The sequence below is a fragment of the Pseudomonas sp. MF6396 genome (assembly GCF_002018915.1).
Lineage (GTDB): Bacteria > Pseudomonadota > Gammaproteobacteria > Pseudomonadales > Pseudomonadaceae > Aquipseudomonas > Aquipseudomonas palmensis.
Genome location: NZ_MVOK01000029.1, coordinates 15,612 through 29,126, shown reverse-complemented (window position 1 = coordinate 29,126; position 13,515 = coordinate 15,612). Strand labels below are relative to the sequence as shown.

Sequence of the window (13,515 nt, the reverse complement as noted above, 5' to 3'; positions counted from 1 at the left end):
GAATCGAAGTTTAAAGGAACAACCCGGGGCCGGGTCGAGAACCTTCGGGGAATTTGATACCCACTTTGAGGATCTTGTTCCCTTCCATCAGCGCAACGGTCCACAGGGTGTTGTTCCATTCGATCTGGTCGCCCACCACCGGTGCACCGCCGACCTTCTGCTCGATGAAGTGCGCCAGCGGCTGGTGCGGGTCCTGGCCGTCGAGCTGCAAACCGTACAACGCCGCTACAGCCCCCAGTTCTGCGTCACCTTCGAGCACGAAGTCGCCGAAGAAACGCAGGTCCAGGCCGCGTTGCGGCGCCTGGCTGAACAGCTTGCCCAGCGCCGGCAGGTTGTGTTCGTGGCCGATCACGCACAGCAGGTCGCCGACTTCGAGGGTGGTACTTCCCGACGGATGGAGCAGTTGCTGGCCGCGAAACAGGGCAGCGATACGCGTGCCTTCGGGCATTTTCAGCTCGCGCAGGGCGGCACCGATGCACCACTTCTCCGCACCCAGGCGATACACGAACAGCTCCCACTCACTGGTGATGTGCACTTCCAGGGCCGAGCGCGAGATCGGCGCCGGGTCGGGCGGCACGGTCACCTTGAGCAGGCGCGCCACCCACGGCAGGCTGGTGCCCTGCACCAGCAGCGACACCAGTACGATGAAGAAGGCCAGGTTGAAGTACAGCTGGGCATGCGGCAGCCCGGCCATCAGCGGGAACACCGCAAGGATGATCGGCACCGCGCCGCGCAGGCCGACCCACGAGATGAACACCTTTTCGCGGCCATGGAAGGCCTTGAATGGCAGCAGGCCGATCATCACCGACAGCGGCCGCGCGAACAGGATCATCCACAGCGCCAGGCCCAGGGCCGGCAGCGCGATGGGTAGCAGGTCGTGGGGCGTGACCAGCAGGCCCAGCACCAGGAACATGCCGATCTGGGCCAGCCAGGCCATGCCGTCGAGCATGTGCAGGATGCCGTGGCGGCTGCGGATCGGCCGGTTGCCCAGCACCAGGCCGCACAGGTACACGGCCAGGAAACCGCTGCCGTGCAGGGCGTTGGTGAGCGCGAACACCACCAGGCCGCCGCTGATCACCAGGATCGGGTACAGGCCGCCGGCCAGGTTCATGCGGTTGACCAGCTGCAGCATCAGCCAGCCGCCGCCCAGGCCCAGCAGGCTGCCGATGCCGAATTCGCGCACCAGGTGGCCGAGCAGGCCCCAGTGCAGGCCGTTCTGGCCGCTGGCGATCATCTCGATCAGGGTCACGGTGAGGAACACCGCCATCGGGTCGTTGCTGCCCGACTCGATTTCCAGGGTTGCCGTCACCCGCTCGTTGAGGCCCTTGCCGCCCAGCAGCGAGAACACCGCGGCGGCGTCGGTGGAGCCGACGATGGCGCCGATCAGCAGGCCCTGCATCAAGCTCAGGTCGAACAGCCAGGCGGCGGCCAGGCCGGTGAGGCCGGTGGTGATCATCACCCCCACCGTGGCCAGCGACAGCGCCGGCCACAGGGCCACGCGGAAACTCGAGACGCGGGTGCGCAGGCCGCCGTCGAGCAGGATCACGGCCAGTGCCAGGTTGCCCACCAGGTAGGCGGTCGGGTAGTTGTTGAAGATGATGCCGCCGCCGTCGACGCCGGCAACCATGCCCACTGCCAGGATGATCACCAGGATCGGGATGCCCAGGCGCGAGGAGAGTGAACTGACCAGGATACTTGCACCTACCAGCAATGCGCCGATCAAGAACAGGCTATTGATGGTGGACGCATCCAAAGGCAGTACTCCAGGGGGGATTGCAGAAAGAGGCGCGACTTGCTTTTTGCCTGACTTCAGCTAGCAGGTCGCGTGCCAAGGATTCTAACCTGTGAGGTTGGCGGGCTGTAAAGCGATTATCGCGGGCACAAAAAAAGCACCGCAGGGGTGCTTGATCTGCTGTGAATGTGCCGTCCCCATCGCGGGTCAAGCCCGCTCCCACAAGGATCACATTGGTCTCTGTGGGAGCGGGCTTGACCCGCGATGGGGGTAGCAGGGTCTTAAGCCTGCGGCACCTCACGCATCGGCTTGCCCTTCACCGGTGCACCATTGGCCACATAGTACTTGGCCGTGCTACGCGGCAATGGCTGGCGGCCACGGATCTTGTCGGCGATCTTCTCGGCCATCATGATCGTCGGCGCGTTCAGGTTGCCGGTGGTGATGATCGGCATGATCGAGGCATCCACCACGCGCAGGCCCTGCATGCCATGCACGCGGCCCTGGCCGTCGACCACCGCCATCTCGTCGATGCCCATCTTGCACGAGCACGATGGGTGGAACGCGGTCTCGGCGTGCTCGCGGATGAATGTGTCCAGCTGCTCGTCGGTCTGCACGTCGGCACCGGGGCTGATCTCGCGGCCACGGTAGGCGTCCAGCGCCGGCTGCGCCATGATCTCGCGGGTCAGGCGGATACCGTCACGGAACTCCTGCCAGTCCTGCTCGGTGGCCATGTAGTTGAACAGGATGCTCGGGTGCTGGCGCGGGTCCTTGGACTTGAGCTGGATACGCCCGCGGCTAGGCGAACGCATCGAGCCCATGTGCGCCTGGAAGCCGTGTTCCTGCACGCCGTTGCTGCCGTTGTAATTGATCGCCACCGGCAGGAAGTGGTACTGGATGTTCGGCCATTCGAATTCCGGGCGCGAGCGGATGAAGCCGCCGGCCTCGAACTGGTTGCTGGCGCCGATGCCGGTGCCCGCGAACAGCCACTGTGCACCGATGGCCGGCTGGTTGTACCAGAGCAGCGACGGGTACAGCGACACCGGCTGGGTGCAGGCGTACTGCAGGTACAGTTCGAGGTGATCCTGCAGGTTCTCGCCCACGCCCGGCAGGTCGTGCACCACAGGGATGTTCAGGCTTTCGAGCAGGGCCGCCGGGCCCACGCCGGAGCGCTGCAGCAACTGTGGCGAGGCGATGGCGCCGCTGCACACGATGACTTCCTTGCGGGCACGGGCTTCGACGCGCTCTTCGCTGGCGCCCACCAGGTAGGTCACGCCCACGGCGCGCTTGCCTTCGAACAGCACGCGGTCGCTCAGGGCATGGGTGACGATGGTCAGGGTCGAGCGTTTCTTGGCGGTGTCCAGGTAGCCGCGGGCGGTGCTGGCGCGACGGCCCTTGGGCGTCACGGTGCGGTCCATCGGGCCGAAGCCTTCCTGCTGGTAGCCGTTCAGGTCTTCGGTGCGCGGGTAACCGGCCTGCACGCCGGCTTCGACCATGGCGTGGAACAGGGGGTTGTTGCCGGCTTTTGGCGTGGTGACGCTCACCGGGCCTTCGCCGCCATGGTAGTCGTTGGGGCCGATGTCACGGGTTTCGGCCTTGCGGAAGTACGGCAGGCAGTCTAGGTAAGACCAGTCTTCCAGGCCTGGCAGCTTGGCCCAGCCGTCGTAGTCCATGGCGTTGCCGCGGATGTAGCACATGCCGTTGATCAGCGAGGAGCCGCCCAGGCCCTTGCCGCGGCCACATTCCATGCGGCGGCCGTCCATGTGCGGCTCCGGGTCGGTCTCGTAGGCCCAGTTGTAGCGTCGGCCCTGCAACGGGAAGGCCAGTGCGGCCGGCATCTGGGTGCGGAAGTCGAAGCGGTAGTCCGGGCCGCCGGCTTCCAGCAGCAATACGGTGACGCCTTCGTCTTCGGTCAGGCGGGTCGCCAGGGTGTTACCGGCCGAGCCGGCCCCGACGATGATGTAGTCAAAAACGTGGGACATGTTGCGTACCCTCATAGGCAGTGAGCAGGGGAGCGGGGGAGGCGCCCGGACCTGGCGGCCCGGGCGCGGCTACACGGGTGCTTAGAACACCGAGGCGTAGTTGCCCAGCTCGACCTGTACCGACTTGATCCGCGTGTACTGGGCCAGCGAGCTGACACCGTTTTCACGGCCGACACCGGATTGCTTGTAGCCACCGACCGGCATCTCGGCCGGCGATTCGCCCCAGGCGTTGATCCAGCAGATGCCCGCTTCCAGCTGATGGATGATGCGGTGCGCGCGGCTGATGTCGTTGGTGCAGACACCGGCGGCCAGGCCGTAGTCGGTGTCGTTGGCGCGACGGATGACTTCTTCTTCGGTCTCGTAGGAGAGGATGCTCATCACCGGGCCGAAGATCTCTTCCTTGACGATGGTCATGTCGTCACGGCAGTCGGTGAAGACGGTCGGGGCCACGAAGGCGCCCTTGGCGAACTCGCCGTCGGTCAGGCGCTCGCCGCCACACAGCACGCGGGCACCTTCTTGCTTGCCCTTGGCGATGTAGCCCAGCACGCTTTCCATGTGGGCGAAGCTGACCAGCGGGCCGAAGTTGGTGTTCTCGTCCTGCGGGTTGCCGATGCGGATGCGCGCCACGCGCTCGGCGATCTTGGCTTCGAAGGCGGCTTTGAGCGAGGCCGGGATGAACACGCGGGTGCCGTTGGTGCACACCTGGCCCGAGCTGTAGAAGTTGGCCATCATCGCGATGTCGGCGGCGCGGTCCAGGTCGGCGTCTTCACAGATGATCAGCGGCGACTTGCCGCCCAGCTCCATGGTGACTTCCTTGAGCGAGGAGCTCGAGGCGCTGGCCATGACCTTCTTGCCGGTGGCGGTGCCGCCGGTGAACGAGACCTTCTCGATGCGCGGGTGTTCGGTGAGGTAGGTGCCGACGTCGCGGCCGCTGCCGGTCAGTACGTTGAACACGCCGTCCGGCAGGCCGGCCTCGGTGTAGATCTCGGCCAGTTTCAGGGTGGTCAGCGAGGTGACTTCCGAGGGCTTGAAGATCATCGCGTTGCCGGCGGCCAGGGCCGGGGCGGATTTCCACAGGGCGATCTGGATCGGGTAGTTCCAGGCGCCGATACCCACGGTCACGCCCAGCGGCTCGCGACGGGTGTACACGAACGAGCTGTCGCGCAGCGGGATCTGCTCGCCTTCGATGGCCGGCACCAGGCCTGCGTAGTATTCGAGCACGTCGGCACCGGTGACGATGTCGACGTAGCGGGTTTCGGAGTAGGACTTGCCGGTGTCCAGGGTTTCCAGTGCAGCCAGCTCGTCGTTGCGCTCGCGCAGGATGTCGACGGCGCGGCGCAGGATGCGCGAACGCTGCATGGCGGTCATGGCCGCCCAGACTTTCTGGCCACGCTCGGCGCTTTCCACTGCGCGCTCCACGTCGGCCTGGTTGGCACGTTGCACCTGGGCGAGGACTTCGCCGTTGGCCGGGTTGATGGCGTCGAAGGTGGCGCCGCTGGAAGCGTCGACATAACCACCGTCAATGTAGAGTTTTTGCGTTTCGAAACGGGCCATAGTGTCCTCGCAAGTGCAGTGTGTGTCGGCTATCCGCGCTGTGCTCCTGCTTGTTTGGCACTCGCGACGCGCAGTGGTTCAGAGGCCGGGTCCTGTAGAGCCGGGCTGCTCTGTTTAGCCAGTTGTGAATCCATGTATTCGTAAGCGATCTGCTGCGCCTGGTCGGTATCGAAGGCATCTCCCGACAGCGCGCCGCGCAGCCACAGCCCGTCGATCAGGGCAGCCAGCCCGCGGGCCGCGCTGCGGGCTTCGGGCAGCGGCAACACACGGCGGAACTGGCAGCACAGGTTGGAATACAAGCGGTGATCGTTGATCCGCTGCAACCGGTGCAAAGACGGCTGGTGCATGCTGGCGGCCCAGAAGGCCAACCAGGTTTTCATTGCCGGGCCGTTGACCTGACTGGCGTCGAAGTTGCCCTCGACGATCACCTTCAGGTGGGCGCGCGGGGTGTCCTCCGTGAGCGCCTGGCGACGTGCCGCGACGTTGTCGATCAGCACGTTCATCAAGTACCGCATGGTCGCTGCGATCAGGCCGTTCTTGTCCTGGAAGTAGTGACTGATGATGCCGTTCGACACACCGGCCAAACGGGCGATCAGCGCAATGCTGGCGTCCCCCATGCCGACCTGGTCTACCGCCATCAACGTGGCTTCGATCAACTGCTGGCGGCGAATGGGTTGCATACCGACCTTGGGCATCTGGCAAATCTCCTCAGGCCTTCGGGCAGACGACAGGCGGCTGACTCGGCGAAGACCAGTCTATTTTGTTTTGATTGAACGTTCAATCAACAAAGAATAAGCTCTGCGACAATTCGCGCCATTGACAGGTTTTTGTGGCCCGTCACTGACGCCGATTGGCACCCTAAAAAGACGTGTAACCCCCGTAATGCAAGGCGTGCACGGGTTTAAACGAAACGTTGATCAGAATTGCCCAGCGGTGTCGCACCGTTCGGCGGGCCCTCGGATCGGGACCCTTTTTCTGTTTTTTTCAACGCAATCGGTTTGGGATCACGGTTTTTCAAGGTGCTTTTATAACACCTGACGCAGTGGGGCTATTGCACCAATTGCGCGGGTGACGGGTCGTTTCGTGTTTTCTCTCGCACTGCCTGGAGCATCTGTGCAATGAGTTCTGCCTCCCTGATAAAGACCCCTGCCGAGAGGGTCCGGGTCAACAGCGTGGTGTTCTACACCACCGCGCTGCTGATCCTGTTGTTGACTGCCTTGCTGATCGCCGCCCCGGACACGGCCGGTCAAATTCTCGGCCAGGCCCAAGCCTGGCTGTCGCGCAGCTTCGGCTGGTACTACATGCTGGTGATCGGCGGCTACCTGCTGTTCGTCATCGGGCTGGCGTTTTCCTCCTACGGCAAGCTCAAGCTTGGCGGCAAGGACGACAAGCCCGACTTCAGCTACGGTGCCTGGGCCGGCATGCTGTTCTCCTCCGGTATCGGTATCTCGCTGCTGTACTTTGGCGCGTCCGAACCGCTGGACCACTACTTCAACCCGCCTGCCGGTGCGCCGGCCAGCCTGGAGGCCGCACGCCAGGGCATGCAGCTGACCTTCCTGCACTGGGGCCTGCACGGCTGGGCGATCTATGCGCTGGTGGGCCTGGCCGTGGCCTACTTCGCCTATCGCCACAACCAGCCACTGGCCTTGCGTTCGGCGCTGTACCCGCTGGTGGGTGAGCGCTGGGTCAAGGGGGCTGCCGGGCACACCGTGGACATCTTCGGCATGTTCGTGACCCTGCTGGGCCTGGTGACCAACCTGGGCATCGGTGCGATGCAGGTGTCCTCGGGACGGGAGTACCTGTTCGGCATGCAGCACAGCAACACCAACCTGCTGATGGTGATCCTGGTGATGAGCACCGTGGCCACGATCGCGGCGGTGTCGGGCGTGGAGAACGGCATTCGCCGCCTGTCCAACCTGAACATCCTGCTGTTCAGCGGCCTGCTGCTGTTCGTGCTGCTGTTCGGTGACACCCTGCACCTGCTCAACGGTTTCGTGCAGAACATCGGCGACTACCTCAACGGCGTGATCCTCAAGACCTTCGACCTCTACGTGTACGAAGGCAACAACGCCAGGTCCGAAGGCTGGCTGGGCCTGTGGACCCTGTTCTACTGGGCCTGGTGGATTTCCTGGGCCCCGTTCGTGGGCATGTTCATCGCGCGTATCTCCCGTGGCCGCACCGTGCGCGAGCTGGTGGCCGGCGTGCTGCTGATTCCGTTGGGCTTTACCCTGGCGTGGCTGTCGATCTTCGGCAACACCGCGCTGGACCTGGTGATCAACCACGGTGCGGTGGAGCTTGGGCGCACGGCGGTGGAACAACCGGCGATGTCGATCTACCAGCTGCTGGAGCACTTCCCGGCGGCCAAGATCGTGGTTGGTGTGGCGGTGTTCGTCGGCTTCGTGCTGTTCCTCACTCCGGCTGACTCGGGCGCGGTGATGATGGCCAACCTGTCGTGCAAGGGCGGCGACGTGGACGAGGATGCGCCGCACTGGCTGCGTATCCTGTGGTCGGCGATCATTACCCTGGTGACCATCGGGCTGTTGCTGGTGGGCAACTTCCAGGCCATGCAGACCATGGTGGTACTGGCCGGGCTGCCGTTCTCGGTGGTGCTGGTGGTGTTCATGTTCGGCCTGTTCAAGGCCATGAAACAGGACACCCAGGTCGAGCAGGAGCAGGCCGAACTGGCGGCGCGTGGCCGTCGCGGCTTCAGCGAGCGCCTCACCCAGCTGGACCTGCAGCCGACCCAGGCGATGGTGCAGCGCTTCATGGACAAGCAGGTGAGCCCGGCGCTGAAAGAGGCGGCGGTGCAGTTGCAGGGCATGGGCCTGCAGGTGCAGAGCCGCGTCGGCCAGTCGCGCGAGGCGATGGGCTTGCGCATCGAGATGGAGGAGGGCAACCCGTTCGTCTACGAAGTGAGCCTGGACGGCTACCTGGCGGCGCCGAGCGAAGCGCCGGCGCAGGGTGAAGGCGACGTGCGCCAGCGTTACTACCGGGCCGAGGTGTACCTGCACAACGGCAGCCAGGAGTACGACCTGATGGGCTTTACCGTCGAGCAGATCACCCGCGACGTGCTGGATCAGTTCGAGAGTCATCGCCAGTTGCTGGGGCGTGTGTACAGCTGATGGCAGATAGCTGAATGAAGAAGGGCCCTGCCGGTGACGGCAGGGCCTTTTTTTTGCTGGCGATGCGTTGGCGTTCTACAGCGCTGACGAAGGATAAATAAATTAAAAGGTTTGCTGGCTGGCGACCAAGGAAGCACGAAAAAGTCGATTCTCGACTTTTAACAACTGCGCAACTTCTTGCACAGTGCTGCGCAAGAAGTTGCGCACTTTTTCGGGTTTTGCCTTTCCCAAGGCCAGCGGGTTAAAACGTGCAGCGGGTACAGTCGCACTGGGAACAGCAGAAAGTATTAGGGTTGCAGGATTCGATGTAATCAGTGATCCGACGAATAAATTTCCCAATCATGCGAGAATTATTCATCTGGATGGAAGGGATGGATTTAGTGACTAAAATTTAGTCGGTCTATCAAATGCGCTGGGGGATGAAACGAGATGTCAATAACTGAAGAGCTGTTTTACTTATTTGATGAAGATGATAAGTGCTTGGGACAGATCATATTGCAGGTTGTTGACAACCCCAAAAAGCAAGGAAGGTTCTCTCCAGTCAAAGAGTTCTCGAGGTACCGGAATTTGTTCAAAGAGCTTGAAAGTGCGGCAAATGCTATGCTGTTTAGTCATGTAGACGAAATAGAAGAAAAAATCGCCTTGCTAGGTTTCTGCGTCAAATCAGAGGGGTCGGAAATTAAACTAAAAATAAAAGGGCTTCAAATAATGAGGGGGTGGGCAATTTTTGAAGTTGGACAGGCACTTTAAAGTCGATAATTAAAGTTGCACTTAAATAAAGTGTTTTTTGGCTCTAAAGTAATTGTATGCGTTTAGGCCTCTACAAGAAGGCCCCTTCGGATGCCAGAGACGTGTACTTATGCTCCAAGCTGACAGCCCATGCTGAATGACCGGTATGGCAGTGAATAAAGTTCTACCTCTTCGCGCCGGGCCGTGGCATCACTCCGCTGGAACGAACCCTGTTATTAAATTCTTGGTGAAAACAATGTTGAGAGCTACATTTTTCGAAATATTTAATATTTTTTTGGATAAATTAACATTTGAGGATTTAGAGATTCTTGGGCTGCCTGATATGGAGCGCTCCACCCTAGAGGACTACGGGTATGAATTGGTGGGTGATAAGTCAGACTGTCACGCTTACGAAAAAGAAATTATTGTGCCTCATAGAAATACTGGGCTTAGTCTGATGCACAAGTTGTATTTTTTTGCAGATGAATCTGTCGGCACTGGATTGGGTGTTGAGCCGAAGGTTAGATTAACCACGCTGCTGAAAGCGTATTGGGATTATCGAGACTTACGGGGCGGATCGCTCGATAATATAAGTTTTTATTTCTGGGATGGTAATGATGAGGGCGCTGTTGTGTTTGAGGAAAACATAGTGGTCAGATTTGGTTTTCGCCAGAACAGGGGTGCATACTTGATTGATAATGTGGAAAGTGGTCTGGATAGAGTTGGTAGTGTTCCTGGTGTTTCAGTAAGAAGCGTAAAAAAATACATGAATTTGTTTGAGCTGGATTGTGCTATCAGTAGGCGTGAGGTAAGTAAATATCCTTATGCATTTTCAAGGTTAGTTGGCTTTTTGTGCAAAAATAGCAGGAGGTTTTAATATGCCCCTATAAAAATAGAAGTGTGAGTCTTGTGTATAAGCTCTGTTTTTATGGAAGCAGTGTTTTCGGAAGCGGGCTAAGTATTGAATTGTCATTAATTGGGAAATCGTACCCTTTACTACGCCCCCACAGCGTCAATACGAGAATTACGCCCCCCATGACCGCCCCACCATAAGCGGCTGTCAGCATGAGAATAGACAGTTTTTACTTTCAAACTTAAAAAACCTGCCCCACAGTTCAAACTTGCCAGAAAAAGAATTCATATCGACGTCTTGCCCTCACGGCCCCCTCGCTGGCAAGTCATGCGCTGACCTTGCCGGCGAAGAAGCCATCCGCTTCACCCCAGATTCTTGCCCAACAACGCGTGATACAGCTCGCTGTCGCCCAATATCCCCACCACTTGATTCCCCTCCTGCAGCACCAGCTTGTTCCCCGTCTGATACCGAATCTGCAACGCCTCGCGCATGCCGATATTGGCATTCACCAGCGTCGGCTTGCGCTCCAGCCCCTCCACCGCCTCGCCGGGCGCCCAGTTCTGCAAGGCCATGCCGTTGACGCCCTGGCGCGCGCCCCTGATGGTGTTGCCCTCGGCCAGGTCCAGCCAAGAATCACCACCCGGGTCCAGGCATACCGAACCGTTGATGCGCTTGCACTTGTCCAGTGTGCGCATCAGGCTGCGCCCGCACAGCACGTTGAGCGGGTTGGTATGCGCGACGAAGGTACGCACATACTCGTCCGCCGGGTTGAGCACGATCTCCTCGGGCTTGCTGTACTGGATGATGCGCCCGTCCTTCATGATCGCGATGCGGCTGCCGAGCTTGAGGGCCTCGTCCAGGTCATGGCTGACGAACACGATGGTCTTGGCCAGCTTGCGTTGCAGCTCAAGCAGCTCGTCCTGCAGGCCCTGGCGGATCAGCGGGTCGAGCGCCGAGAACGGTTCGTCCATCAGCAGGATGTCGGCGTCCATCGCCAGCGCCCGGGCCAGGCCCACGCGCTGCTGCATGCCGCCCGACAGCTCGTCGGGCTTCTTGTTGCGCCACTGGGTCAGGCCCACCAGCTCGAGCTTCTCATCCACCAGCTTGCGCCGCTCCTTCTCGGGCCGGCCCTGCATCTCCAGGCCGAAACTGATGTTCTCGCGTACCGTCAGCCAGGGCATCAGGGCGAACTTCTGGAACACCATGGCGATACGCTGGGTGCGCATCATCTTCAGCTCGGCCGGGGTGCAGTGGGCAATGTCGATCTGTGCGCCTTCATGCTCGACGAACAGCTTGCCGCGGCTCACCGTGTTCAGGCCGTTGATGCAGCGCAGCAGGCTCGACTTGCCTGAACCCGACAGGCCCATCAGCACGCAGATCTCGCCCTTGTTGATGTCCAGGCTGGCTTTCTCGACGCCGACCACCAGGCCGGTCTTCTTCAGGATCTGTTCACGCGTGAGGCCCTGGTCCAGCAGGCTGAGCGCCTCACGCGGGTGGCGCGAGAAGATCACGTCGACCTCTTCGAAGCGAATGATGTTCATGCTTCACTCCTTGCCGGTGCGTCCGGTTGCTTGCAGATACGGTCGAGCATGATCGCCAGCAGCACGATCGCCAGCCCCGCCTCGAAGCCCAGCGCGATATCGGCGGTGTTGAGTGCGTTGACCACCGGCTTGCCCAGACCGTCGGCGCCCACCAGCGCGGCGATCACCACCATCGACAGCGACAGCATGATGCACTGGGTGACCCCCGCCGCGATGCTGGGCATGGCATGCGGCAGCTCGATGCGCGAGAGCAGCTGGCGCCGCGAGCAGCCGAACGCCTTGCCGGCATCCAGCAGTTCCTGCGGCACGTCGCGGATGCCCAGGTAGGTCAGGCGGATGGGCGCGGCAATCGCGAACACCACCGTCGAGATCAGCCCCGGCACCACGCCCAGGCCGAACAGGGTCAGGGTCGGGATCAGGTACACGAACGTGGGCACCGTCTGCATCAGGTCGAGTACCGGGCGCATGGCGGTGTAGAACATCGGCTTGTGCGCCGCCAGGATGCCCAGCGGCACGCCGATGGCCACGCACACGAAGGTGGCGAACAGCACCTGGGCCAGGGTTTCCATGGTTTCCTGCCAGTAGCCGAGGTTGAGAATCAGCAGGAACGACAGCGCGCAGAACACGGTGAGCGCCCATTTGCGCTGGATCAGGTGAGCGATCAGGGCCACCAGGGCAATCAGGACGAATGGGTTGAACCAGGTCAGCGCCCCGGTCACCCCGTGAATCATGAACTCCAGCGCCTCGGCGAAGGCGTCGAAGTAGTTGGCGCCGTGTTGCGTCAACCACTCGACGAAGGCCGCGATGTGCTGGCCCAGGGGTATTTTTTGATCGATCAGCATGATAGCGAGCGTCCACCTGCAAGGGATTGGAAACAACCCGCGCCGGGCAATCGCCCCCCGGCGCGGGGCGTGCTTACTGCGTCAGCTTGGTCTTGGCCGCCTCCAGGCCCGGTTTGCCATCCACGGTGGTCACGCCGGCCAGCCAGGTGTCGAGCACCTGCGGGTTCTGCTTGAGCCAGGCCTTGGCGGCGGCGTCGGGCTTGACCTTGTCGTCGAGCACCTTGCCCATCAGGGTGCTTTCCATGTCCAGGGTGAAGGAGAGGTTCTTGAGCAACTGGCCGACGTTGCTGCACTCCTGGCTGTAGCCCTTGCGCGTGTTGGTGAGCACGGTGGCCTTGCCGTAGTCGGGGCCGAAGAAGTCGTCGCCGCCTTCGAGGTACTTCATCTTGAAGCGCGTGTTCATCGGGTGCGGTTCCCAGCCGAGGAACACCACGTCGGTGCCACGGCGCTGGGCACGGTCGACTTGCGCGAGCATGCCGGCCTCGCTCGACTCCACCACCTTGAAGCCGGCGTCCTTCAAGCCGAAGGCATTCTTGTCGATCATGCTCTGGATGGTGCGGTTGCCATCGTTGCCCGGCTCGATGCCGTAGATCTTGCCGTCCAGCTCCTTCTTGAATTTCGCGATGTCGGCGAAGTTCTTCAGGCCCTTGTCATACAGCGCCTGGGGCACGGCCAGGGTGTACTTGGCATTCTCCAGGTTGGCACGCACGGTCTCGACGGTGCCGGCATCGCGGTACGGCTTGATGTCGTTTTCCATGGTCGGCATCCAGTTGCCGAGGAACACGTCCATGTTCTTGCCGTCGGCCAGCGACTTGTAGGTCACCGGTACCGAGATCATGGTGGTGCGGGTCTTGTAGCCAAGCGCTTGGAGCACCGCACTGGTGACTGCAGTGGTCACGGTGATGTCGGTCCAGCCGACGTCGGAGAAGTTGACGGTGTGGCACTGCTCGGGCTCCACGGCCTGGGCCAGCGCCGGCAGGCTCAGCAGCGCGGCCAGCAACAGCGGGGGTGAACCTTTCATGGTGGACTCCTGGTTTTTTTCGGATGTCCCACGGGACAGGGGCCGTGCAATCGAGTCGGTACCGATCATCTAACAGCGAAAATCAAACGCCTACCGGGTGCGTCGTATCCAGTACAGGCAGGGTCGCATCCAGTGCCAATGA

10 protein-coding genes are annotated in these 13,515 nt (G+C 61.3%); 3 read left to right on the top strand and 7 right to left on the bottom strand.

Going from position 1 to position 13,515, the window contains the following annotated elements; all coding sequences use genetic code 11:
• Window positions 1-10 precede the first annotated feature (10 nt).
• From MF6396_RS23530 to betI, 4 genes are all read right to left on the bottom strand, one after another.
• Window positions 11-1,753: a potassium/proton antiporter gene (locus tag MF6396_RS23530; RefSeq protein ID WP_043860372.1), complete on the bottom strand. Its 1,743-nt coding sequence runs from the start codon at window positions 1,751-1,753 to the stop codon at window positions 11-13.
• A gap of 260 nt (window positions 1,754-2,013) precedes the next feature.
• The gene (gene betA, locus MF6396_RS23525) at window positions 2,014-3,711 is read right to left on the bottom strand and encodes a choline dehydrogenase (protein WP_043860371.1); all 1,698 of its coding nucleotides are present in this window, start codon (window positions 3,709-3,711) and stop codon (window positions 2,014-2,016) included.
• Window positions 3,712-3,792: 81 nt separating this feature from the next.
• A complete protein-coding gene (betB, locus tag MF6396_RS23520; protein WP_043860370.1) occupies window positions 3,793-5,265 on the bottom strand; it encodes a betaine-aldehyde dehydrogenase in 1,473 nt (490 codons plus the stop codon).
• A 29-nt stretch (window positions 5,266-5,294) separates the two neighbouring features.
• On the bottom strand, window positions 5,295-5,960 hold the full coding sequence (gene betI, locus MF6396_RS23515; protein ID WP_043860369.1) for a transcriptional regulator BetI: 666 nt from the start codon (window positions 5,958-5,960) through the stop codon (window positions 5,295-5,297).
• A 423-nt stretch (window positions 5,961-6,383) separates the two neighbouring features.
• Between betI and betT the strand changes: the two genes are divergently transcribed.
• The 3 genes from betT to MF6396_RS28515 all read left to right on the top strand — a co-directional run bounded on the left by betT (window position 6,384) and on the right by MF6396_RS28515 (window position 9,993).
• Complete coding sequence (gene betT, locus MF6396_RS23510; protein ID WP_078481682.1) at window positions 6,384-8,387, top strand: choline BCCT transporter BetT; 2,004 nt, start codon at window positions 6,384-6,386, stop codon at window positions 8,385-8,387.
• 429 nt (window positions 8,388-8,816) lie between these two features.
• Window positions 8,817-9,137 (top strand): hypothetical protein, encoded by a 321-nt coding sequence (locus MF6396_RS23505; protein ID WP_078481681.1) that lies wholly within the window; start codon window positions 8,817-8,819, stop codon window positions 9,135-9,137.
• 145 nt (window positions 9,138-9,282) lie between these two features.
• Window positions 9,283-9,993: a hypothetical protein gene (locus MF6396_RS28515; RefSeq protein WP_153046112.1), complete on the top strand. Its 711-nt coding sequence runs from the start codon at window positions 9,283-9,285 to the stop codon at window positions 9,991-9,993.
• A gap of 338 nt (window positions 9,994-10,331) precedes the next feature.
• Here MF6396_RS28515 and choV read toward each other — a convergent pair whose 3' ends face one another.
• The 3 genes from choV to MF6396_RS23490 form a co-directional block, all read right to left on the bottom strand.
• A complete protein-coding gene (gene choV, locus MF6396_RS23500) occupies window positions 10,332-11,510 on the bottom strand; it encodes a choline ABC transporter ATP-binding protein (RefSeq protein ID WP_078481680.1) in 1,179 nt (392 codons plus the stop codon).
• Complete coding sequence (choW, locus tag MF6396_RS23495) at window positions 11,507-12,355, bottom strand: choline ABC transporter permease subunit (protein ID WP_173925098.1); 849 nt, start codon at window positions 12,353-12,355, stop codon at window positions 11,507-11,509. Before choW ends, choV begins: the two co-directional genes overlap by 4 nt.
• Before the next feature lie 70 nt (window positions 12,356-12,425).
• A complete protein-coding gene (locus tag MF6396_RS23490; protein ID WP_078481679.1) occupies window positions 12,426-13,373 on the bottom strand; it encodes a choline ABC transporter substrate-binding protein in 948 nt (315 codons plus the stop codon).
• Window positions 13,374-13,515 lie beyond the last annotated feature (142 nt).

What these genes read in the sequence shown, in the direction of transcription:
- betB (WP_043860370.1), bottom strand. Translation starts at nt 5,265, where the DNA reads ATGGCCCGTTTCGAAACGCAAAAACTCTACATTGACGGTGGTTATGTC.
- betT (WP_078481682.1), top strand. Translation starts at nt 6,384, where the DNA reads ATGAGTTCTGCCTCCCTGATAAAGACCCCTGCCGAGAGGGTCCGGGTC.
- choV (WP_078481680.1), bottom strand. Translation starts at nt 11,510, where the DNA reads ATGAACATCATTCGCTTCGAAGAGGTCGACGTGATCTTCTCGCGCCAC.
- MF6396_RS28515 (WP_153046112.1), top strand. Translation starts at nt 9,283, where the DNA reads ATGGCAGTGAATAAAGTTCTACCTCTTCGCGCCGGGCCGTGGCATCAC.
- MF6396_RS23490 (WP_078481679.1), bottom strand. Translation starts at nt 13,373, where the DNA reads ATGAAAGGTTCACCCCCGCTGTTGCTGGCCGCGCTGCTGAGCCTGCCG.
- MF6396_RS23505 (WP_078481681.1), top strand. Translation starts at nt 8,817, where the DNA reads ATGTCAATAACTGAAGAGCTGTTTTACTTATTTGATGAAGATGATAAG.
- betI (WP_043860369.1), bottom strand. Translation starts at nt 5,960, where the DNA reads ATGCCCAAGGTCGGTATGCAACCCATTCGCCGCCAGCAGTTGATCGAA.
- betA (WP_043860371.1), bottom strand. Translation starts at nt 3,711, where the DNA reads ATGTCCCACGTTTTTGACTACATCATCGTCGGGGCCGGCTCGGCCGGT.